At 72.8% G+C, this 22,876-nt stretch carries 18 protein-coding genes; 16 read left to right on the top strand and 2 right to left on the bottom strand.

Annotated elements, in window-relative coordinates; genetic code table 11:
- The first annotated feature begins 153 nt into the window (after positions 1-153).
- The 9 genes from AB0C33_RS35200 to AB0C33_RS35240 all read left to right on the top strand — a co-directional run bounded on the left by AB0C33_RS35200 (position 154) and on the right by AB0C33_RS35240 (position 12,995).
- Entirely contained in the window at positions 154-3,660 is a 3,507-nt protein-coding gene (locus tag AB0C33_RS35200) for a DUF4132 domain-containing protein (protein WP_358295315.1), read from the top strand.
- The gene (locus AB0C33_RS35205; protein ID WP_358295318.1) at positions 3,657-4,733 is read left to right on the top strand and encodes an AAA family ATPase; all 1,077 of its coding nucleotides are present in this window, start codon (positions 3,657-3,659) and stop codon (positions 4,731-4,733) included. Before AB0C33_RS35200 ends, AB0C33_RS35205 begins: the two co-directional genes overlap by 4 nt.
- 3 nt (positions 4,734-4,736) lie before the next feature.
- Complete coding sequence (locus tag AB0C33_RS35210) at positions 4,737-6,983, top strand: DUF5682 family protein (RefSeq protein WP_358295321.1); 2,247 nt, start codon at positions 4,737-4,739, stop codon at positions 6,981-6,983.
- Positions 6,980-8,101, top strand: coding sequence for a VWA domain-containing protein (locus AB0C33_RS35215; RefSeq protein ID WP_358295324.1), 1,122 nt, complete (start codon positions 6,980-6,982; stop codon positions 8,099-8,101). Before AB0C33_RS35210 ends, AB0C33_RS35215 begins: the two co-directional genes overlap by 4 nt.
- Positions 8,098-10,068, top strand: coding sequence for a hypothetical protein (locus AB0C33_RS35220; protein ID WP_358295327.1), 1,971 nt, complete (start codon positions 8,098-8,100; stop codon positions 10,066-10,068). The genes AB0C33_RS35215 and AB0C33_RS35220 overlap by 4 nt, the downstream gene beginning before the upstream one ends.
- A gap of 210 nt (positions 10,069-10,278) precedes the next feature.
- Positions 10,279-11,706: an FAD-dependent oxidoreductase gene (locus AB0C33_RS35225; RefSeq protein WP_358295331.1), complete on the top strand. Its 1,428-nt coding sequence runs from the start codon at positions 10,279-10,281 to the stop codon at positions 11,704-11,706.
- Positions 11,707-11,810: 104 nt separating this feature from the next.
- Entirely contained in the window at positions 11,811-12,197 is a 387-nt protein-coding gene (locus tag AB0C33_RS35230) for a metalloregulator ArsR/SmtB family transcription factor (protein ID WP_358295334.1), read from the top strand.
- Between the two features lie 215 nt (positions 12,198-12,412).
- Positions 12,413-12,760, top strand: coding sequence for a metalloregulator ArsR/SmtB family transcription factor (locus AB0C33_RS35235; RefSeq protein ID WP_352359749.1), 348 nt, complete (start codon positions 12,413-12,415; stop codon positions 12,758-12,760).
- Positions 12,744-12,995, top strand: a complete 252-nt coding sequence (locus AB0C33_RS35240) for a cation-transporting P-type ATPase (RefSeq protein WP_358295337.1) — start codon at positions 12,744-12,746, stop codon at positions 12,993-12,995. Before AB0C33_RS35235 ends, AB0C33_RS35240 begins: the two co-directional genes overlap by 17 nt.
- A gap of 198 nt (positions 12,996-13,193) precedes the next feature.
- On the opposite strand, the gene AB0C33_RS35245 is transcribed toward AB0C33_RS35240, so the two are convergent.
- On the bottom strand, positions 13,194-14,012 hold the full coding sequence (locus AB0C33_RS35245; RefSeq protein WP_358295340.1) for an ion transporter: 819 nt from the start codon (positions 14,010-14,012) through the stop codon (positions 13,194-13,196).
- A 319-nt stretch (positions 14,013-14,331) separates the two neighbouring features.
- Here AB0C33_RS35245 and AB0C33_RS35250 point away from each other — a divergent pair, with 319 nt between their 5' ends.
- The 5 genes from AB0C33_RS35250 to AB0C33_RS35270 all read left to right on the top strand — a co-directional run bounded on the left by AB0C33_RS35250 (position 14,332) and on the right by AB0C33_RS35270 (position 20,404).
- Entirely contained in the window at positions 14,332-15,678 is a 1,347-nt protein-coding gene (locus AB0C33_RS35250; RefSeq protein ID WP_358295343.1) for a hemolysin family protein, read from the top strand.
- A complete protein-coding gene (locus tag AB0C33_RS35255; protein WP_358295345.1) occupies positions 15,675-16,688 on the top strand; it encodes a hemolysin family protein in 1,014 nt (337 codons plus the stop codon). Before AB0C33_RS35250 ends, AB0C33_RS35255 begins: the two co-directional genes overlap by 4 nt.
- 201 nt (positions 16,689-16,889) lie before the next feature.
- The gene (locus AB0C33_RS35260; protein ID WP_358295348.1) at positions 16,890-17,549 is read left to right on the top strand and encodes a hypothetical protein; all 660 of its coding nucleotides are present in this window, start codon (positions 16,890-16,892) and stop codon (positions 17,547-17,549) included.
- A gap of 297 nt (positions 17,550-17,846) precedes the next feature.
- Positions 17,847-19,085 carry a cytochrome P450 gene (locus AB0C33_RS35265; RefSeq protein ID WP_358295351.1) on the top strand — a complete coding sequence of 413 codons (1,239 nt, stop codon included), beginning with the start codon at positions 17,847-17,849 and terminating at the stop codon, positions 19,083-19,085.
- A 728-nt stretch (positions 19,086-19,813) separates the two neighbouring features.
- The gene (locus AB0C33_RS35270; RefSeq protein WP_358295354.1) at positions 19,814-20,404 is read left to right on the top strand and encodes an NUDIX domain-containing protein; all 591 of its coding nucleotides are present in this window, start codon (positions 19,814-19,816) and stop codon (positions 20,402-20,404) included.
- Here the strand turns inward: AB0C33_RS35270 and AB0C33_RS35275 are convergent.
- Complete coding sequence (locus AB0C33_RS35275; protein ID WP_358295357.1) at positions 20,385-21,026, bottom strand: DsbA family protein; 642 nt, start codon at positions 21,024-21,026, stop codon at positions 20,385-20,387. The genes AB0C33_RS35270 and AB0C33_RS35275 overlap by 20 nt on opposite strands.
- Positions 21,027-21,422: 396 nt before the next feature.
- Between AB0C33_RS35275 and AB0C33_RS35280 the strand changes: the two genes are divergently transcribed.
- Together AB0C33_RS35280 and AB0C33_RS35285 are read left to right on the top strand one after the other, a co-directional pair.
- Entirely contained in the window at positions 21,423-22,637 is a 1,215-nt protein-coding gene (locus AB0C33_RS35280; RefSeq protein ID WP_358295360.1) for a cytochrome P450, read from the top strand.
- A 21-nt stretch (positions 22,638-22,658) separates the two neighbouring features.
- Complete coding sequence (locus AB0C33_RS35285) at positions 22,659-22,856, top strand: ferredoxin (RefSeq protein WP_358295363.1); 198 nt, start codon at positions 22,659-22,661, stop codon at positions 22,854-22,856.
- The last annotated feature ends 20 nt before the right edge of the window (positions 22,857-22,876 follow it).

Below are 22,876 nucleotides of genomic sequence, written 5' to 3' on the forward strand. Positions count from 1 at the left end.
AGGCAGGCCGTGCCGCGCGCTCGGCCGCTGCCTGCCGAAGACCGCCGCCGAGGACCGCCCCGGCTGACGGTGCGCGCAACTTTGTCGGTCGTGCCCGCCATACTCGCCGCTGTCGATCAAGAGGACGACGGGATGCGGCGTGGAGGTATCGGCATGAGCGTGGAGCGCACGCTGACGTTCGTCGGCGGAAGTTCGGCCAAGTTCTGGGAGGTGCGCCAGGACGGCGCGGAGCTGCACATCCGGTACGGACGGCTGGGCGCGGCCGGTCAGACGCAGGTCAAGTCGTTCGGCTCGGCCGCCGCCGCCACTGCCGCCGCCGACAAGCTGGTGGCGGAGAAGATGGGCAAGGGCTACGCGGAGGACCAAACGGCCGCCTCGCCGCAGGCGGCTTCACCCGCGGCCGCCGGAGGCGTCGAGGACGAGGACCGGCTGGCGTTGCCGCCCGCCTGGTTGCGCGCTCTCCACCCCCGGCGAGGCGGAGCGAAGGCCCCGGTGCGGCGGCCGGACCCGGGCGCGCCGCAGAAGCTGGCCGCCGAGCTGGCCAACCGCGCGCAGCTGCTGGCCGACATGGTGGCGAAGTGCCCGGATCCGGAGCTCGCGGCCGCGGGCGCGGCGTACCTGGCGGGGGAGCCCGCCGGCACACCGCTGGGCGCGGCGGTGGTCGCCAAGGCGGTGGCCGCGTCCCTGCCATGGAACGAGCGCGAGGTGTCGTCCCTGTTCCCCGAGACCTGGCTGGCCGAACGCGGCCCGGTGTTCGCGGCGGTGGCCGTGACCGAGCTGGCCTCGCTGGACTACGTCCACGACGGGGGCACCTGGATGGTCCGCCGGCTGGCCGACGGCGAGGCCCCCGACCGGTGGTACGGCTGGGCCTCCGGCGAGCAGATCGACGCCCGGGTCCGCGCCGTGCTGGCCGCCGCGTCCGACGCCGAGTACGCCGAGGTCGTCGCGGCGCTGGCGGTGAGCCGCGCGGGCGGGCTCCACCACCGCGTGGCCGCCTCCTACCTGGCGCCCACCCAGACCGGGTGGGTCGCGGCCGACTGCGCCGAGGTGAGCCAGGTCCTCCCGGCTCTCGCCTTCCGCCTGATCGCCGCCATCAGCACGCCGGAGCACGCCGAGCTGATCGCGGACCACGTGCGTGGCCCCTACATGGGGGACTCCTTCGCCCTGCCGGCCACGGTCGTCGACGGCATGGGCGAGGCGGCCGTGCCGCTGCTGGCCGTCTGGGTGGACCACGCCTACGGCGCGGACAGCCGCAAGCGGCTGCTGCACGTGCTCGCCGACCTGCCGTACGACACGGCGATGCGGGCGATCCTCGACCGCGTCGAGCAGAAGTACACCCAGCCGGCCTTCCTGCGCGCGGCCTCCCGCTTCCCCCGCCGCGCGATGCGGATGCTGGCCGAGTCCGGCGGCAAGGTCGTCGACCTGCTGCTGCGCACCCATGTGGCGGCCCGTCCCGACCTGGTGGACGAGGTGCGCGCGAGCCTCGGCGACGGCGCCGCCGAGCGTCTCGACAGGATCGCGACCGCCGGCGCCGTCGCCGCCGCTGCGCCGGAGGCGCTGCCGGAGGTGCTGGTCAGCCCGCCCTGGACCCGCCCGCGCAAGGCGCGCAAGGTGGTCGTGGTCGACGGCCTGGCGTGCACCGACGGACCGGCCCTCGTGTGGGCGCCGGGCGAGCAGGACAACTGGCGTTCCTCCCGGGCGAAGAATTCCTGGGGCCGGTCCTGGCGCCGGAGCTGGCAGGACATCGCCCGCGCCATCGCCGAGGGCCGGGGCGCCCACTGGTCCGACGAGGTCGCCCTGTTCGTCGCCGGGCCCGAGGAGCTGGCCGCGCCGCTGATCGGGAAGTGGCGCCCTGTCGACCTGTGGGGGGCGGGCGACTGGATGCCGATGGTGGTGGCCAGGCTCGGGACGGCGGCGCTGCCCATGGTGGTCGACAGCGCCCGGCGCGGCCCCAGCTCGGTCGCCGCGTCGCTGCTGCCGTTCGCGGCGCCGGAGGTCGCCGTGCTGATGGCCGACTGGCTGGCCCGGCTGAAGTCGGTCCGTGCCACCGCGCTGGCCTGGCTGAACCGTCACCCCGCGGCGGCCGCCAGGGCGCTGGTCCCGGCGGCTCTCGGCAAGCCCGGCGTGGCCCGGCTCCGGGCCGAGCAGGCGCTGGCGGCGCTGGTCGCGGGCGGCCACCGCGACACCGTGGCCGAGGCCGCCGCAGGGTACGGGCCCGCCGCCGAGGCCGCCATCGCCGACCTGCTCGTGGCCGACCCGCTCGACGTGCTGCCCGCCAGGATGCCCGTGCTGCCCGAGTGGACGGAGGTCGCGATCACGACCCCGATCCACCTGCGCGGCGACGCGGGCGCGCTGCCCCCCGAGGCGGCCCGCCACGTGATGACGATGCTGGCGATCTCCAAACCGGGCGACCCGTACGCCGGTCTCGCCGTGGTCAGGCAGGCCTGCGACGGCCGCAGCCTCGCCGACTTCGCCTGGGCGCTGTTCCAGTGCTGGCAGGCGGCGGGCTACCCGTCCAAGGAGAGCTGGGTGATGGACGCGCAGGCGTTGCTCGGCGACGACGAGACCGTACGGCGGCTGACCCCGCTGATCAGGACCTGGCCGGGCGAGGGCGGGCACGCGCGCGCGGTCACCGGCCTGGACCTGCTGGCCTCCATCGGCTCGGAGGTGGCGCTGATGCACCTGCACGGCATCGCCGAGAAGGTCAAGTTCGGCGGGCTGAAGAACCGGGCCAAGCAGAAGATGGCCGAGGTCGCCGCCGAGCTCGGCCTGAGGCCGCAGGAGCTGGCCGACCGGCTGGTGCCCGACTTCGGCCTGTCCGACGACGGCAGCCTGACCCTCGACTACGGCCGCAGGCGGTTCGTGGTGGGCTTCGACGAGCAGCTCAAGCCGTACGTGGCCGACCCCTCGGGCAAGCGGCTGAAGAACCTGCCCAAGCCGGGCGCCAACGACGATCAGGAGCTCGCGACCGCCGCCTACCGGCGCTTCGCCGGGCTGAAGAAGGACGTGCGCTCCGTGGCCGGGGACGCCATCCACCGCCTGGAGCAGGCCATGGTGAACCGGCGTCGCTGGAGCGCCGGCGACTTCGGCCGGCTGCTCGTCGGCCACCCGCTGCTCCGGCACATCGTCCGGCGGCTGGTGTGGGGCCTGTACGACCCGTCGGGCCGGCTCATGGGCACCCTGCGCGTGGCCGAGGACCGCAGCTTCGCCGACGTCGCGGACGACACGCTGACGTTGCCCGAAGACGCCCTCGTAGGCGTGGCACACCCGCTGGAACTGGGGGAGGACCTGGCCGCCTGGTCCGAGGTGTTCGCCGACTACGAGATCCTGCAGCCGTTCCCGCAGCTGGGCAGGGAGACGTACGAGCTGGATCCGGCGCTGGTGGCCGAGATCGAGGCCGCCAGGATCCCCACCCGCGCGGTGATCGGCCTGGAGCGGCGCGGCTGGCGGCGCGGCGCGCCTCAGGACGCCGGCTGGCAGGGCTGGATCGAGCGGGACGTGCCCGGCGGCAGGACCATCACGATCGGCCTCGATCCGGGCATCTCGATCGGCTACCTCGACCTCGCCGACGAGCAGACCCTGGTCGAGCTGGGGCTCGATGGCCTCGATCCGATCACCACCTCCGAGATCCTCCGAGACCTCAGGGACATCACCCGATGAACGGACACGCCCAGCGGCCCCCGGCCGAGATCCGCTACGCCGGCGAGCTGGCCAGGCTGCGGGAGCACGACACCGACGACCGGCCGCCCGGCTGGGCGCTCAGCCTGCGGGCCGCCCGCCGTTTCGTCCTCGGCGACGAGAAGCTGGGCATCAGCCGCAAGTTCGTGGGCGATCCCTCGCTGATCGACCGGTCCCTGGTGACGCTCGCGACCAACCGCGGGCTGATGCTGGTCGGCGAGCCCGGCACGGCCAAGTCGCTGCTGTCCGAGCTGCTCGCCGCGGCCGTCAGCGGCACCTCGACGCTCACCGTCCAGGGCGGCGCGGCCACCACCGAAGACCAGATCAAATACTCCTGGAACTACGCGCTGCTGGTCGCCGAGGGCCCCTCCACCCGATCGCTGGTGCCCGCGCCGCTGCTGCGCGGCATGGCCGAGGGCAAGGTGGTGCGCTTCGAGGAGATCACCAGGTGCCCGCTGGAGGTGCAGGACTGCCTGCTGTCACCGCTGTCGGACCGGGTGCTCGCCGTACCGGAGCTGAGCGGGCCCGAGTCGATGGTGTTCGCCCAGGAGGGGTTCACGATCCTGGCCACGGCCAACACCCGTGACCGCGGCGTCAACGAGATGAGCGCCGCGCTCAGGCGCCGCTTCAACTTCGAGACCGTCTTCCCGATCGCCGACTTCGACACCGAGCTGGCGTTGGTGGAGGCGGAGGCGGTGGCGCTGCTCGAACGCTCGGGCGTCACCGCGCCGCCGCGCCGCGACGTGCTGGAGGTCCTGGTCACCACCTTCCGCGACCTGCGCCAGGGGCACACCGCGCGCGGCGACGCCACCGACCGGCTGTCGGGGGTGATGAGCACCGCGGAGGCCGTCTCGGTCGCCCATGCCGTCGGGGTGCGCGGCTGGTTCCTGCGCCGCGAGCCGGGCACCGCCGCCGACCTGGTCTCCTGCCTGGCCGGCACGGCCGCCAAGGACAACCCGGAGGACCTGGCCAAGCTCCGCAGGTACCTGGAGCGCAGGCGGCACGGCGACCAGTGGCAGGCCCTGTACGAGGCCCGCCACCTGCTGCCGGGCTGACCGATGACGGTCATCTTCCTCGGCGTGCGGCACCACAGTCCCGCCTGCGCCCGGCTGGTCGCCGACACCATCCGTTCCGTACGTCCCGCGTACGTGCTGGTCGAAGGCCCGGCGGAGATGAACGACCGGATGGACGAGCTCCTGCTCGGCCACGAGCTGCCGATCGCCGTCCACACCGGCTACCGCGACCACGAGCGGCGCCACGGTTCATGGACGCCGCTGTGCGACTACTCCCCGGAGTGGGCGGCGCTGACCGCGGGCCGCGCGGCCGGCGCCGAGCTGCGCTTCATCGACCTGCCCGCCTGGCATCCCGCGCTGGCGGACGTCAGCAACCGGTACGCCGACGCCGAGGCCCGCTACGCCGAGGCGACCCGGCGGCTCTGCCGCGCCTTCGCCGTGGACAACATGGACGCGTTGTGGGACCACCTGTTCGAGATCGAACCGGCCGACGGGCTGGCCGAACGGCTGGCCACCTACTTCGACCTCGTACGCGGCGACACCGGGGCCGATCCTGGCGACACGGCCCGCGAGGCGTACATGGCGCAGTGGATCCGGGCGGCCGCCGGCGACGCGGGCGAGCGGCCGGTGGTCGTGGTCACGGGCGGCTTCCACCGTCCCGCGCTGATCCGGCTGGCCGAGCAGGGCGAGCGGAGCTGGCCGGAGGTGCCGCAACCGCCCGAGGGGGCGGCGGTCGGCAGCTACCTGGTGCCGTACTCGTTCCGCCGGCTGGACGCCTTCGACGGCTACCAGTCGGGCATGCCGTCGCCCGGCTACTACCAGGACCTGTGGGAGCACGGCCCCGACGGAGCCGCCCGCAGGCTCGTCGAGGCGGTGACGGCCCGGCTGCGCGCCCGGCGCCGGCAGGTCTCCACCGCCGATCTGATCGCCGCGCGCGCCACCGCCGACGGGATCGCGCTGATGCGCGGTCACCCGCATCCGGCCCGCGTCGACGTGCTCGACGGCCTGGCCACCGCGCTGGTCGGCGAGGCGATCGAGATCCCGCTGCCCTGGGCGTCCCGCGGGCCCCTCCAGGCGGGCCACCACCCGGTCGTCGTGGAGATGATCGCGGCGCTCAGCGGTGACCGGGCAGGCCGCCTGCACCCCTCGACCCCGCTGCCGCCGCTGGTCCACACGGTGCTCGCCGAGCTGGGCGGCCCCGGCGACGAACGGCTCGACCTCGGCGGGCAAGCCGGCCGCGCGCGCAGCCGCTTCCTGCACAGGCTGCGCGTCCTGGGCATCCCGGGCGTCGTCCGCACCGCGGGACCCCGCCCCGCGGGCGGCGCCGAGCTGGTCGAACAGTGGACGTTGAGCGAGACCGACGACCGCCTGCCCGCCCTGATCGAGGCAGGCGGGTACGGCGTCGACCCGCAGGAGGCGGCGGCCTCCGTGCTCGCCGAGCGGATCAGGGGCGCCGACCTGGACCGGCTGGCCGACGTGCTGTTCGACGCCGCGCTGTGCGGCATCGGCGAGCTGGCGGGGCAGGTGCTCGACGACCTCGCGCGGGCGATCGCCGCGGCGGCCGACCTGGGCTCGCTGGGCCGCACGCTCACCGTCGCCCTGGCGATGTGGCGCCACGACGAGCTGTTCGCCACCAGCGGCAGCACCACCTTGGGGACCGTGGTCCGGGCCGCCGCCCTCCGGGTGTTGTGGCTGGCCGAGGGCGTGCGCGGCGGGCCCGTCCCCGCCGATCCGCGGCGCATCGGCGCCATGGCCGCCGTCCGCGACGCGCTCAGGCACGCCGGGCCGCCGCTGGGCCTGGACCTGGACGCGGCGCTGGGCGTCGCCGACCGCGTCGCCGCCTGCCAGGACGCGCCGCCCGACCTGCGCGGAGCGGCGCTCGGGCTGGGCTGGTCACTGCGTGGCACCGCCGCCGCGGACCCCGCGTGGGCGGTACGCGGCGCGTTCGTCCCCGCGTCGGCCGGCGACTGGCTGGCCGGGCTGTTCGCGCTCGCCCGCGAGGAGGTCCTGCACACCGGCGGCATGCTGGAGCTGCTCGACGAGCTGGTCGCGGCGATGAGCGACCACGACTTCCTGGTGGCCCTGCCGGCGCTGCGCCAGGCGTTCGGCTACTTCCCGCCCCGCGAGCGGCACCTCATCGCCACCCGCCTGGTCGAACTGCGCTCCGGCGCGGGCGCGTCCGCGTGGGACCTGATGCGGCTGGAGGCGGCGCCGGAACTGGTGGCCGCAGGCATGGCACTGGACGAACGAGTCGATGCGGCACTGCGCCGGGAGGGACTGATCACGCCATGACCGACCCCACCCTCGTACGGTGGCGGCTGCTGCTCGGCGAGGCCGGCGGCGCCTGCCTCGGCGGCGGGCAGCTCGACGAGGCGGCCGCCGGCCGCGACGTCGCCATGGACTGGCTGTACGGCCGCGACGAGGAGCTGCGCAGGCGCGGCGTACGGCGGCAGGCCGGAAGCGGCCCGTCGAACCTGACCACCTTCGACTGGCTCGACGACATCACCCGCCTGTTCCCCAAGGAGACCGTCGAACGCCTGCAACGCGACGCCGTCGAACGCTACGAGATCCACGACCTCGTCACCGACCCCGACGTGCTCGCCCGCATCGAGCCCAACCCCGCGCTGCTCAAGGCGGTCCTGCACACCAAACACCTGATGAACCCGCAGGTGTTGCGGCTGGCCAGGCGCATCGTGGAGCAGGTCGTCCGGCAGCTCATGGACAAGCTCGCCACCGAGGTGCGCAGCGCCTTCTCGGGCACGAGAGCGCGCCGGCCGGGCCGGCTGCGGCAGGCCCGCAACTTCGACATGGTCCGGACCCTGCGCGCCAACCTCGGCCGCTACCAGCCCGACACCGGCAAGGTCGTGATCGAGACCCCGCTGTTCTTCTCCCGCACCCGCCGCCACCTCGAACAGTGGCAGGTGATCCTGCTCGTCGACCAGTCCGGCTCGATGACGGACTCGGTGATCCACTCGGCGGTCACCGCGGCCTGCCTGTGGGGCCTGCCCGGCGTACGCACCCACCTGGTCGCCTTCGACACCGACGTGGTGGACCTGACCTCCGACGTGGACGATCCCGTGGAACTGCTCATGAAGGTCCAGCTCGGCGGCGGCACCGACATCGCCCGCGCGGCCGCGTACGGCGCCGGGCTGGTGGACCAGCCGCGGCGGGCCGTCGTCGTGCTGATCTCCGACTTCTACGAGGGCGGAGATCGTCACCGGCTGGTACGCATCGTGCGTGACCTGGTCGAGCAGGGCAGCAAGGTCCTCGGCCTGGCCGCCCTCGACGAGCAGGCCAACCCCGACTACGACCGGGAGCTCGCGCAACGCCTGGCCGACGCCGGGGCGTACGTGGGCGCGATGACCCCCGGCGAGCTGGCGTCCTTCGTCGCGGAGCACGTGGGCCGATGAGAACGGATCTGCTCGGGCTCACCACCGACTCCCTCGCCGCGCTCACCAACCGCGGCCTGGTCAAGCGGGCGGGCAAGGAGGCCGCGCCGGACCTGCGTACCGACGCCGACGGGACCGTGCACGGCGACTTCGCGGGCGGGCCGACCGCGAGCCTGCCACCCGGCGGCCTCGACGCGGCCCGCTGCACGTGCGGCGCCACCGGGGTCTGCCGGCATGTCGTCGGGGTGGTGCTGGCGTACCAGCACCAGCACGCCGCGGCCGTCGAGACCGTCGAGCATCCGCAGGCGGAGGGCCCCGTCCCGGGACCCTCCGCCTGGTCGCCGGGGCAGGTGAGCGACGACGAGCTGACCGCCAGGATCGGCGCCCGCCTGATGGCCGCCGCCCGCCGTACCGAACGGGCCGGATACACCGCCCGCGTGCGCCGCGCCACCGCTGCCGATCCCGCGCCGCAGGTCGAGCTCGCCACCGCGACCGTGCGTTTCCTGATCCCCGGCGACCTCGGCTTCGTGCACACCGACGCCGTCGCGGGCAGCCGCGACGACGTCATCGCCCTCGCCGTGTGGGCGTTCCGGGTCGCCGACGAGTTGCATCCCGGGACGCCGGAGGCACGGGTCGACGTCGGCGGCGAAGCCGGGACCGGCGCCGGATCCGGGCTGGAGCGGGCCCTGGGGCTGGCCGGCACGGTCCTGCGCGACGGCGCGGCGCACCTCGGCCAGGGACTGGCGGCCACCATCGCCGACGTACAGCGCCATCTGGACGCCGCCGGATCGCGCTGGCCGCTGCTGGCCGTCGGCGACCTCGCCGAGCAGCTGGCCGCCTACCGCGACCGCGGCGCCCACTACCGTCCCGAACTGCTCGCGAGCCACCTCGTCGAGCTGCACGCCCGGCACCGGGCCGTGACCCGCCCCGACGCCACCCTCCGCAGCAGCGTGCTGGGAACCGCAGAGGCCGCCGAGACCCCGTTGCGCCGGGCCCGCCTGGAGAGCCTGGGCTGCCGGATCCGCAGCGCCGGCGACCGGCGGATCGCCGAGATCTACCTGGCCCACGGCGACAGCGCGATGGTCCTGGTACTCCGCCGCGAATGGGACGGCGAACGGGACGGAGACGACGGCGACGGCGCCGCCCTGGCACGGCGACGCGTCGCCGGCTCCACGCTGGCCGCCCTGGCCACCGGCAACCTCGTCACGGAATCCGCCGTCCGCAGCGCCAGCCGTACCGTGCGGCTGGCCACCGGGCGGATCGCCAGAACGACGGTCAGCCCGTCGCGGGGCGACTGGGGTGGGCTCTCGCCGTCCCTGGTGGTGACCGACCTCGCCGCGCTCGGCCGGGAACTCGACGCCCTCACGCTCCGGCCCGTCCGCCCGCGCGTCGAAGCGGAGCTGGTCCGCGTCGTCGCCGTCTCCGAGGTGGTGGCCATGACCTACGCCGCCGGTGACCAGCGCCTCGACGCCCTCATCGCCGACCAGGCGGGCAACCTCGCCACCGTCACCGCCACCCACACCGGGGCCGCCCCCGGCCGCCTCGACTCGCTGGCCGCCGTGCTCGCCGGGGAGGAAGGCGAGCTGCGTTTCGTCAGCGGGGTGGTCGGCCGTACCGCGGGCGGCGTCGTCATCGACCCCATCGGCCTGGCCGCCGGCGGCCGGGTCGTCGTGCCCGACCTGCGACCCGCCGGCGGCGGCCGGCTCGCGGCCGCCGAGGACGTCCGGCACGACCCGCTGACCGCCGTGCTGATCGACACTCGCGGGCTGCTCGCGGAAGCGGCCCACCACGGCCTGTCCCACCTGCCGCCGACCTACGACGCCCGCCTCGGCACCGCCGCGCGGCGGCTGACCACGCTCGGGCTCCATCGCATCGCGCGGGCCGTCACGGCGTTCGCGGCGGCGCGGTCCCAGGACTCGGGCGATGCGGCCGAGCAGACCTGGGTCGACGCCTACCTGCGCCTGGAGGTGGCCCTGGAACTGACCTGACCCGATCCGCGGCATCGCCGCGCACGTGGTGCTGATTTGACTTCTGTCGAAACAGTGGCACATGATGACTCCTGCTTAGATGAACTTCTATTCAGGAGGTTGCGTGATGCGCGCTCCGTTCAGCCGCCGCCCGTCCGTCGAGCGTGCCCGCCTCTACGTCACGTTCCCCTCCTTCCGCTGACCCCTCTCTCGCCACCTGGAGAAACAGTCATGAGCGACAGTTGCTGCGGCCCCGCCACGATCGCGATCGAGCAGCTCACGGCCCCTCGGCAGGCCACCTCAGGGTGGCGAAACGACCTGCCCGTGGTCGTGATCGGCGCGGGCCCCGTCGGCCTGGCCGCCGCCGCGCACCTGACCGAGCGCGGCATCGACTTCCTGGTCCTGGAGGCCGGCGATCGGGTCGCCGCGTCGATCGCGCAGTGGGGGCACGTACGGGTGTTCAGCCCCTGGAAGTACGACATCGACGCCGCCGCCCGCCGCCTGCTGGAGGCCGACGGCTGGACCGCGCCCGACCCCGAACGGCTGCCGACCGGCGCCGAGATCGTCGCCGGCTACCTCGCCCCGCTGGCCGAGCTGCTCGGCGACCGGGTACGCACGAACGCACGAGTGACCGCCATCAGCCGCCTCGGCCACGACCGCGTACGCACGGCGGGCCGCGAGCAGGCCCCCTTCCTGATCCGCCTGGCCGACGGCGGCGAACTGCGGGCAGGCGCGATCATCGACGCCTCCGGAACCTGGAGCACGCCGAACGTGCTGGGCGCCGCCGGCCTGCCCGCCCACGGCGAGGACGACGTGCCCGTCGACCACGCCCTGCCCGACGTCCTCGGCGCCGACCGCCACCGCTACGAGGGCAGGCGCGTCCTGGTCGTCGGCGCCGGCCACTCGGCCGCCACCACGCTGCTCGCCCTGGCCCAGCTGGACGACACCCCGATCACCTGGGCCATCCGCGCGGGCGACGCCGGCCGCGCCTACGGCGGCGGCGACGCCGACGCCCTCCCGGCCCGCGGCGCGCTCGGCACCCGCCTGCGCGCCCACGTCGCCTCCGGTCGCATCACGTTGCTGACCGGCTTCTTCACCCACCAGGTACGCGCCACCGGCGACGGCGTCGAAGTGACCAGCCGCGCCCCCTCCGGCGCCGAGCAGTCGATCATCGTGGACCGGATCGTCAGCGCGACCGGCTACCGTCCCGACCACTCCATCGCCACGGAACTGCGTCTCGACCTGGACCCGGTGCTCGGCTCCACCCGGGCCCTGGCCCCGCTCATCGACCCCAACCGGCACTCCTGCGGCACCGTCCCGCCGCACGGCGTGGACGAGCTGGCCCACCCCGAGCCCGGCTACTACGCCATCGGCGTCAAGAGCTACGGCCGCGCCCCCACCTTCCTGCTCGCCACCGGGTACGAGCAGGCCCGCTCCGTCGTCGCCGCGCTGGCCGGCGACTGGCAGGCCGCCCGCGACGTGCGGCTCGACCTGCCAGAGACCGGGGTGTGCTCGTCCAGCCCGGCCGAGGACCAGGAGCGGCGGGCCGGCCTGGCCACGGGCCTAAGCGGCGGCCTGCTGTCGGCCCCGCTCCCGCTCGCCACCGTCAGTGCCCCGGCCGGTGCCGGTGCCGAGTCCGGCGGCGGCTGCTGCGGCTGAGAGGGACGCCGCGCCACGGCCGTGGCGTGTGCCGTCTCCGCGTTCGCGCCGGTCGCCTGCCACCGCCTATGATTTAGACCGGCATCGAATTAAGGAGTCACGCCATGGCCGCCCCCGCCACCGCCCAGTGCTGTGCGCCGATCGCCCGCGAGCCGCTCGGCGAGGCCGACGCCGCCGAACTGGCCGCCCTGCTCAAGGCCGTCGCCGACCCGGTACGGCTGCGCCTGCTGTCGCTGATCGGCTCCCACCCCGGCGGCGAGGCGTGCGTGTGCGACCTGACCGGCGTCTTCGACCTGACCGCTCCCACCATCTCCCACCACTTGAAGGTGCTGCGCACCGCCGGGCTGATCGACGGCGAACGCCGCGGCACCTGGGTCTACTACCGGATCATCCCCGAGACGGTGAACAGGCTGGGCGCGCTGTTCACGCCGCTCGCCGTCCCCGCCAAGGCGCAGAACGGCCCGGTGGACGTGGAACTCCTCACCGTATAGCTGACAGAACGCCTGCTCAGCAAGGACGACACCATGGCCGACCTCGGTTGGGCGGAGAGCCGGCCCCCTCGCTGGAGGAGCAGGCCCGGCGTCTGGAGGACCAGGCGGCCAGGCTGCGGGCCGGGGCGCGGCAGGACGGCCGGTGACTGACGCGACGCTCGGGAGCCGCCGCGCCGCGCGCCTAGACTTGGCACCTGTCCGAAGAAGGAGTGAAGGTGGCCGGCGCAAAGACCCCTGATCCGCCCGCCGAAGTGCTGGCCGAGGCTGCGGCCGCCTTCGCGCTGCTGGCCTCGCCGCCCAGGCTGCACATCGTGTGGGCGCTGGCGCAGGGCGAGTGCGACGTGTCCGGGCTGGCCGAGCGGGTGGGGGGCGCGCTGCCGGCGATCAGCCAGCACCTGGCCAAGCTGAAACTGGCCGGCCTGGTCCGCTCCCGCCGGGAGGGCCGCAGGGTCGTCTACCTGATCGACGACGAGGACGTCGTGGCCACCGTGCGCGGGCTCGTCGGACGGCTCTCGCAACGGGCCGGCGCCTCCGGAGGACGCGTCCATGGTCTGGGCGCCTGACGCGCCGACCACGCCCGGCTCCGGTCCGGCCCCGCTGAGCCAGCTCCAGACCCTGCGCCTGCTGGACACCGGGCCACGCGGCCTGACGGAGGAGCAGGCCGAGGCCCGCCTGCTGGAACACGGCGAGAACACGATCCCCGCCCAGCGTCCGGTGTCCTGCTGTCTGTGGCTGGTGCTCGTGGCCGTTCTGTACGGCGGGGCGCTGGCCGTCCTCAACCGCCGCAGAAGGTTGTAGAGTTGCGCAATGTAGCAACTGTCATGGCCGTCGAACCGCTGGGGCGAACACATGCGCGCAGGGGAGCGTCAACGAGTCGCCGCACTCGTCATGTGGGCGCTGGTGTGCATGCTCGACCTCTGCCTGTGGGCCTGGGGCGACTGAGCCGTGTTCCGTCAGGCGGGCTCGTCGCCTCCTTCGATCGCCACCGATGGCTGGTCAGTTCGCGTCGGCGCGGCCGTCGGTCGTGACCGCCTCGCGCGACAGCAGCAGCTGGTCGAGTTTGGCGTTCACCGCCGCCAGCTGCTGCTTCACCTCCGCCAGCTCGGCCTGGGTCCGCGCTTCGGCCGGGGACGGCTCGGCGTCGTTCATGGCGTTGACCACCACCGCGATGAACAGGTTCAGCGCCACGAAGGTGGACATCAGGATGTAGGCGATGAAGAAGACCCACGCCCACGGCTTGTGCTCCATGACCGCCTGGGCGACGTTGCCCCAGTCGTCGCCGGTCATGATCTGGAATAGGGTGAACAGCGAGCGGGGCAGTTCGTCGAACCGTTCGGGCATGATCTCGCCGAACAGCTTGGTCGCGATCACCCCGGCGATGTAGATCATCAGGACGAGCAGGCCGATGATGGAGGCCATCCCGGGCACCGCCGACAACAACGCGCTGACCACGCGGCGCATGCTGGGCACCGCCGAGACCAGGCGCAGCGCCCTCAGGATGCGCAGCGCCCGCAGCACCGAGGCCGGGCCGGAGGCCGGGACGAGCGCGATCGCCACGATGACCGTGTCGAACCAGTTCCACGGGTCGGCGAAGAACGCGCGGCGGTAGGCGAACAGCCGGGCGGCGATCTCCACGGTGAAGACGGCCAGCGCGATCCGGTCGACGGCGTGCAGGAGACCACCGGCCCGGTCCATCAGGTAGGCGCTGGTCTCGCAGCCGATCGTGGCCGCGTTGAGCACGATGACGCCGATGACGGCCCGCTGGGTGAGCCGGTGTTCGAGCACGGCCCGCACGCGTTCTTGCCCGGACGACACTGGATCGCTCCTCACAGTGAAGATCACAAATCGCTGATCATGGTAGAGGCGACGAGAGGCTCCCCATGCAACCGAACCCGGCTGAGACGCGGATCGCAACCGGCACTTACGCTCGCCCATATGCGTTGACCTGGGAGAAGACGCCCCGGTCAGGATTGGCCTGTCCGGGGTCGGTAACGTCCGGACCAGGAAGCCGCAGCCGACGCGCTGCGGCGGAGAACACGAAACGGGAAGGATCGGTGGTGGTGTCCGTGTCAGCGGACCCGAGCAGTAGCCCCAGCCTCAGGTACGGCCTTCGTCTGCGGGGTGCACAGCCGCGATGAGTGTCGCCCTCGGCCTGGTGGCCATCGTCCTGCTCACCCTCGCCACCGGCTACTTCGTCGCCCAGGAGTTCGCCTACGTCAGCGCCGACCGGCTCGCCCTGTCCCAGCGGGCCGCCGCCGGTGACAAGAAGGCGGCCAAGGCGGTCAAGGTGATGGAACGGCTGTCGTTCATGTTGTCCGGCGCGCAACTCGGCATCACCGTCACCGCTCTGATCGTGGGTTTCATCGCCAGGCCCGCGCTGGCCGAGCTGATCGCCCCCGCGCTGGAGGCGGCCGGGGTGCCGCAGGCGGCGATCGGCGGCATCGCGCTCGGCATCGGGTTCGCGCTGGCCACCGTGATCCAGATGGTGCTGGGCGAGCTCGCGCCCAAGAACCTGGCACTGGCCCGTCCGGAGCCGCTGGCTCGCGCCCTGGCCGGCTCCACCCTGGTCTACCTGGCCATCGCCGGACCGGTCGTCAAGCTGTTCGACACCGCCGCCAACAGACTGCTGCGCGCCGTCGGCATCGAGCCGGTCGAGGAACTGCACCACGGCGCCACCCTGGAGGAGCTGGGCCACATCATCGGCGAGTCCGAGGCCCACGGCCACCTGCCCGGCAGCCACGCCGACGTGCTCGAACGGGCCCTGGCCTTCTCCGACCACACCGCCGAGGAAGTGATGGTGCCACGCGTGGAGGTGGTCGCCGTGACCGGCGCGGCCACCGTGCCGGACCTGGACGAGATCGTCGCCGCCCACGGCCACACCCACTACCCGGTGCTCGGCGCCACCCTCGACGAGGTGATCGGCCTGGTCAGCCTGGGCGACCTGGCCGCCGTCCCGGTCGAGAAGGCCGCCGCCACCCGCGTCGCCGACCTCGCCCGCGACGTGCTGATCGTGCCCTTCTCGATCAACCTGCCGGACCTGGTGGCCCAGATGCACACGCGCGGCGAGGAAGTGGCCTGCGTGGTGGACGAGCACGGCGGCCTGGCCGGACTGGTCACCTGGGAGGACGTCGCCGAGGAACTGGTCGGCGAGATCGCCGACGAGAACGACGCCGACACCCCCCGGGCAGTGCGCCAGGGCGACGGCTGGGAACTGGACGCCGCCCTGCGCATCGACGAGATCGCTCTGGAGACGGACGTGAACCTGCCCGACGAGGACGAGTACGACACCCTGGCCGGGCTCATCCTGCACCGGCTGGGCCGCTTCGCCGTCCCCGGCGACGTCATCATCGCCGACCTGCCGGCCACCCTCGACCCCCATGCCCCCACGCACGCCCGCATCGAGGTGCTGACGCTGGACCGGCACGTGCCCGACCGCGTCCGCCTGACCCCCTATCGTGACGAATCGCAGGAGCAGGCATGAACCTGTCCGTCGGGCTGCTGCTCACCCTGCTGCTGCTGATCGGCAACGGCTTCTTCGTCGCCGCCGAGTTCGCCCTGGTCGCCGCCAAGCGGCACCGTCTGGAGAAGGCCGCCGCGCAGGGGAGCAAGGCCGCCTCCGCCGCCCTGTCGGGGATCAAGGAGCTGTCGCTCATGCTGGCCGGGGCGCAGCTCGGCATCACGCTGTGCTCGCTCGGGCTCGGCGTGGTGTCCGAACCGCTGATCGCCGGCACCCTCGTCCCGCTCTTCGACGCCGTCGGCCTGCCCGAGGCCGCCGCGCACGCGGTGGCGTTCGTCATCGCGCTGGCGGTCGTGACGTTCCTGCACATGGTGCTCGGCGAGATGGCGCCCAAGTCCTGGGCCATCGCCCACCCCGAGCGCTCGGCCACCCTGCTCGCGCTGCCGTTCCGCGGCTTCACCCTGCTGGTCCGTCCGCTGATCAGCGCGTTGAACGCCGTCACCAACGGGCTGCTGCGGCTGTTCGGCGTCCGTCCGGACGAGGCGGGCGCCAAGGCGCGCACCCCCGACCAGCTCCGGCACCTGGTGGAGGAGTCACGCCGGCTCGGCCTGATCGAGCCGGACGACCACGTCGTGCTCAGCCAGGCCCTGCGGGCGCCGCAGTCCGGCATCACCGCGCTGATCACGCCGGCCGAGCAGATCATCGGCGTCCCCGCCACCGCCGCCGCCCAGGACGTCATCGACGCCTGCAACCGGTCCGGGCTCACCCGGCTGATCGTGTGGTCCGACGCCGGGCCGAGCGGGGTCGTGCACCTGCGCGACGCCTACCTGGCCCGCCGGCGCGGCACCGCCACCACCGCCGCTCAGCTCGCCTACCGCGTGCCGGACCTGCCTCAGCAGACCTCGGTCGCCGACGCGGTCGCCCGGCTGCGCGCCGCGCACAGCCAGATCGCCCTGATCCGCGACGACGCCGGCGCGGTCATCGGCCTCGTCACCCTGGACGACCTGCTCACCACCCTCCTGGTGCCCGCCTGACGATCGGCCCGTGTCACCGGACGGCTGTGTCTGCGGAGTAGGCGCTCATATTCGGCATATCGGGAAATTCCTCTTTGTTTATAAATGCGCCCGCCTCCTCTCGTCGGCCTTTCTTTGCCATTGCCTTATCTGTCGGTGTGTGCTCAAATTATGATTCGATTTACCCATTCCGGCCGGGATGCTAGGCGGCAGATTTGCGACATGGATAGACATGTCGCTTTCGGCGGCTGCAGAATCGACATTTCGCACAATCGACGGAGGAAGATCGCCATGTTCAAGAAACTGCTGCGTTTCCTTCCCGCCGGCCTCGCGGCCGGCTCGCTGCTGGCCACCGTGGCCCTGCCCGCTCCGGCGTCGGCGTCAGCCTCCCGTGCCGCAACGCGGCAGAATGTCGTCACCGTACTCGGCTACAACAGCACCGACTGGAAATACCTCCAGGTGCCGTCCGGGGCCAACGCCCCGCGTTTCTACGAGCCGGACTTCGACGACGGCGACTGGGCGAGCGGGCAAGAAGGATTCGGCACCACCAACGGCACCTGCGCGTGGAACAATTCCACCAACGTCAAGACGTCCTGGGCGGTGAACACCGACATCCTGGTACGCCACTGGGTGCACATCCCGCGCAACGCACGACTGGTCCGCATTCAGGGAACGATCGACAACGATGCGAGGGTCTACTTCAACGGCCGCCTCGTCCAGACCGTCAGGAGCGGCCGCTGCGCCGCGGGCGCCATCAACGTCGTCCTACCCGCCAGGCACCTGGAGCGCTGCAACCTCCTGGCCATCCGTGGCCATGACTACGGCGCCGCCACCTATCTGAACGTCGAGGTCAGCTACGTGAGGCTGACCCCCTCCGCCTGAACGAGCACCGCCGCGAGCCCCCGGCCCCCTCGAACTGCGAGAGGGCCGGGGGCTCTGGCGTGGCCGTCGCGGCGGGCTCGTCGAGGAGGGCGGCCCAGGCGGCCGTGGGCATGGCCCTTGAAACGATCCTCGTCAAGGCGTGGAATTTTGAACTGAGAGGAGAGGGCGGGCACAACCGGCCCGGCCTGTCCGCAATTGCCGCGCAGCGCTCGGCGTGAGCTTCGCCGCACAACAAGGCGAACCCCTTCGCCGAGTCCCATCAGCCCGCCGAAGCCCCCACCCGCACCGGAGGCACGCGTGACCCCCACGCCCGTGGTTCTCGACAGCAGCGGACGCCGCATCTATGAGCAGGCCGACTCCTTACGAGCCGCCGGACCGGCCGTGCCCGTCCGACTGCCCGGCGACCTCACCGCCTGGTCGGTGACCGACGGGGACGTCGTCAAGCACCTGCTGACGAATCCCCACGTCTCCAAGGACGCGCGCAAGTCCTGGCCCGGCTACCGCCCCTACGCGATCGGCTGGCTCACCGCCTGGGTGGACGTGAAGAGCATGTTCACCACCGACGACCCCGACCACCAGCGGTTGAAGAACCTGGTCGGCAAGGCGTTCACGCCCCGCCGCGTGGAGGCGATGCAGCAGCCGATCACCGCCATCGTCACCACGTTGCTGGACGCCCTGGCCGCCGAAGCTCCGGGCGACGTGCTGGACCTGCGGGCACGCTACTCCTACAAGGTCCCCACCCAGGTCATCTGCGACCTGTTCGGTGTGCCGCCGGACCAGCGGCCCGCCATGCTGGCCACCATCGACGCCGTGCTGGACACCAGCCTGTCGGCCGGGCAGACGACCCGCGTCCAGCAAGAGATGATCGCCTCGATGCACCGTCTCATCGAGGCCAAACGAGCCCAGCCCGGCGACGACATGACCAGCCGGCTGATCACCGCCAGGGACAGCGGACTCGACCAGCTCAGCGACGACGAGCTCGTCAGCACGCTGCTCCTGATGATCGGCGCGGGCAGCGAGACCACCGTTTCTCTGCTCGACCATGCCGTCATCGCCATGCTCAGCCACCCCGAGCAGCTCGCTGTCGCCCGCCGCGACCCCGCACGCTGGGACGACGTCATAGAGGAGAGTCTGCGCCGGCACCCGCCCGTCATGCATCTGCCGATGCGCTACGCCACCGCGGACATCCCCTTGGACGGGCAGACCGTCATCCGCGCCGGAGACCTCGTCCTCATCGGCTTCGGCGCTCACGGGCGTGACCCTGCCGTCAATGCCGATCCTGACCGCTTCGACATCGACCGGCACGACCGGGCGCACCTCGCCTTCGGCTACGGCATGCACCATTGCCTGGGCGCGCCGCTGGCCCGGCTGGAGGCACGCGTCGCTCTGCCCGCGCTGTTCGACCGCTTTCCCGATCTGCGGCTGGCCACCGGCCCGCAGGATCTCCAGCCGCTGCCCTCCTTCATCGGCACCGACGTGCTCCGACTGCCCGTGACGCTGACCTCCGGCCGCAGAGGTGGCGCCGACGAACGATGAGCGGCGAGCCGAGGTCGGGCTGGGACCGCACGCCGACTACGACAGCTTCCTGCGTCAGCAGTCGGGGTGAGACCGTCGGCCGCCCGCGGGGCCCGCGGTGCTGCGGAGACGGCGTACGTCACGAACACTGAACGCGGCCGCCGCACCGGCGACGACGCCGCACCGCCCTCCAGGTGGCGTGCCGCGTACAGCGGCCCCAGGACCGTGAACCCGGCTCCCCAGCATGCCGACGTCAGCGCCGGGAGGCCGGTCAGCGTCCACAACCAGCGGCGACCGGCGAACGCGGACAGACCCTCGATCAGCTCCCCGGCGAACCCGCGCCGCCCGGGACGGACCGCTGCGGCCGGCACGCGCACCATGAGGAACACCGCGCCGGGCAGCCCCGTTCAGCCGGCACGTGCCGCTGGGGGGCGACCGTGGCGCTCGGGACGGAGATCCCCGGCGACGCCAAGGCGATCAGCTCGCCTGGCCGAGGAGGACCAGTCCGTGATCCAGCAGCTTCGTGCACGGCCCCTTCTCCGGACCTCTCACGCGCTTGCTCGGTCCAGCGTCTCACCTGGCCGATGTCCCATCTGGTCGGCGTGGCAGGCGCGCGCCGACCGGTCGCACCTGTACGGTGCGAAGCCTCCTCTCGGTCAAGGAGCAGACTGTGTCAGTGCTCATCGCTCATCTCGTCTCAGCCGTCGGTCACCAGGAGCTGCCCCGTCGGGCAGGTGCGGGAGCGACCTGTGGCGATCACTGACGCGGACATATCGAGCGCCGTCCGGGACCACCTCTCGCGTTTCCCGGACGAGGCCGCGCTGCTGTCCGAGCCGCTCCGCCTGCTGGCCGAGGGCCGCGATTTCGCCTCGCGGCGGAACTTCCCGATGCACGTGACCGCCGGCGCGCTGCTGGTCCGCGACGGCACCGAGGTCCTGCTCGTCGAGCACCGCGCCTACGGGATCCTGTTGCAGCCTGGCGGCCATCTGGAGCCGGCCGACACCTCACTGATCGACGCAGCGGTGCGCGAGCTGGCGGAGGAGACCGGGATCGACCCCGCGCAGGTCATGCCTGCGTCGCAGACCCCCGTCTACATCGAGTACGCCCGCGTTCCGGCCCGACCGCAGAAGGGCGAGCCGGCGCACCATCACCTCGACATCGGGTACGCGTTCGTGACGCACGCGGACCTGGGGCCGATCCAGGAGTCAGAGGTGACGGACGCGGCCTGGTACCCGCTCGGCGAGGCCGAGCGGCTCGTCGGCCCGCGCATCGCGCGAGCCGTGCCGGGCCGCGATCAGAACCCGTCAGCCGCGGCGTCCCTCAGTCGAAGGACGGTCTGACGCCCCGCCCCCGGCTCCGCTTGAGCTCGAAGAAGTCCTCCGTCCCGGCGACCAGGACCAGGCCGTCCCAGAGCCTGCCGGCTGCCTCGCCGCGTGGCGCCTGCCTGATCACCGGGCCGAACAGGGCCATGCCGCCGACGCGGAGAACGGGAGTTCCGACGTCGAGCCCCACCTCGTTGAAGGCCTCATCGTGGGAGTCCCTGATGAGCTGATCCAGCGCGTCGCTGTCGGCGGCTGCCGCCAACGCGGCGGGCAGGCCCACCTGTGCGAGGGCTTCGGTGACGACCGTGGGGTCGTCGCGACGCTTCTGGTTGTGGAAGCGGGTGCCGATCGCGGTGTACAGCGGGCCGAGAACGCCGCGGCCGGCGTGCTCGGCGGCGGCCGCGCAGACCCGCACCGGCCCCCAGGCCTTCTCCATCTGGTTCCGGTAGTCCTCGCTCATCCCCTCGCCCTTGCGCTGGACGAGGTTCAGGTGGGCCAGCGACATGACCCGCCAGTCGGCGCGCACCGGCCGTACCTTCTCGACCTCCAGCAGCCAGCGCGAGGTGACCCACGCCCAGGGGCACAGCGGGTCGAACCAGAACGGGACCTCGACGAGCTCCGGCTCTTTCGTGGTCGTCATGATGCCTTCCTTCCTCTCGGACCGATCTCGCAGAGGGGGCGACGTGCGCCGGCAACGTGTCGGGTTCGTGGCTGGGCAGGCTGAGGATGAGGTGCTTGGCCATCGGGATGGTGTCCAGAAGGTCGATGCGGGCCAGCGTTCGCCCTGGTTGTATATCACGCCGGCTCCGGTCACGGCGTGCTGAGCCGCCGGCGAGATCCCGATCCGAGTGACCGTGCGCCCGGCTTCCACCGCCGGTTGAGGCTTTCCCGCCCGCTCTTCCGGCGCTCCCGGGCCGAAGTCTCCGGGGCTGGTTCAACGACAGCCTTGACGTATGAGCGCTGCGGACCACGACGGTTCCCGCCGGTGGCCGTCCTCGGCCCTGCGCGGACGACACGACCGAGGTGAGGAGAGATCATGACCGATGCCCTGCCGGATCCGGTGACGTTCCCGATGCCCCGCGCGACCGGCCGCCCGTTCGACCCGGCGCCCGAGCTGACCCGTCGCAGCGCGGAAGCGCCCGTCTCACGCGTCCGTCTGTGGGGCGGCACCACCCCCTGGCTGGTCACCCGCTACGACGACGTCCGCGCGGTGCTCGCCGATCCGCGCGTCAGCGTCGACGTGGCCGAGCCCGGCTTCCCGCACACCAACGCGGTGAGCAAGGCACGCGACGCGCGGATGAAGACGCTGATGCAGATGGACGCCCCCGAGCACACCGCGCACCGGCGCCTGCTGACCGCCGACTTCATGATCAGGAAGATGGAGGCGCTGCGGCCCAGGATCCGGCGGATCGTCGACGACCTCATCGACGACCTGCTCGCCGGTCCCAACCCGGCCGACCTGGTGCGGGCGGTCGCGCTGCCCGTCCCGTCCCTGGCGATCTGCGAACTGCTCGGCGTGCCCTACGCGGACCGGGCCTTCTTCCAGCGGGCGGCGGCCGAGCTCGTCATGGACGAAGGCGACCCCGCGCGGGCCCTGGCCGCCGCCGAGGAGCTGAACGGCTACCTGGAGGCGCTGGTGGCGGCCAAGAGCGACGACCCGGGCGACGACGTCCTCAGCAGGCTGGCCGTGGAGCAGTACCGGACGGGCGCGATGACCCTGACCGAGATCTCCACGATGGGCCAGCTCCTGCTGGTGGCCGGGCACGACACCACCGCCAACATGATCGCGCTCGGCACGGCCGCCCTGCTGGCGCACCCCGACCAGCTCGCGGCGGTGCGCGACGGCGACCCGGCGCTGGTGGCCAACGCCGTCGAGGAGCTCCTGCGCTACCTGTCCATCACCCACACCGAGGCCCGCCGCGTCGCCCGCGAGGACCTTCAGGTCGGTGGCACGACGATCCGCGCGGGCGAGGGCATCGTCGTCGTGAAGAGCACCGCCAACCGGGACCCGGCGGCCTTCCCGGACCCCGGCGTCCTCGACGTCCGCCGCGCGGTCCGCCATCACGTCGCCTTCGGGTTCGGCGCCCACCAGTGCCTGGGGCAGTCGCTGGCCCGGGTGGAGCTGCAGGTCGTCTACGGCACGCTCTACCGGCGCGTCCCCACGCTGGCGGCGGCCGTGCCGCTGGAGGAGCTGGCGTTCAAACAGCAGGCCGTCTTCTACGGCGTCCGCGAACTGCCCGTCACCTGGTGATCGAGCGAAGGAGTCAAGCACATGAAGGTCACCGTGGATCAGGACGCCTGCACCGGCTCGGGGCAGTGTGTCCTCGTCTGTCCCGACGTGTTCGACCAGCGTGACGAGGACGGCATCGTCGTCCTGCTGCGGGACAGCCCGGAACCGGGGCTGCGCGAGGGCGTCGGCGAGGCCGCCCGGATCTGCCCGGCCCGGGCGATCACGCTGGGCGCGTCGTGAGCCGCCCCTCCCGGATCGTG

This window comes from Nonomuraea sp. NPDC048881 (genome assembly GCF_040649795.1).
Classification (GTDB): Bacteria; Actinomycetota; Actinomycetes; order Streptosporangiales; family Streptosporangiaceae; genus Nonomuraea.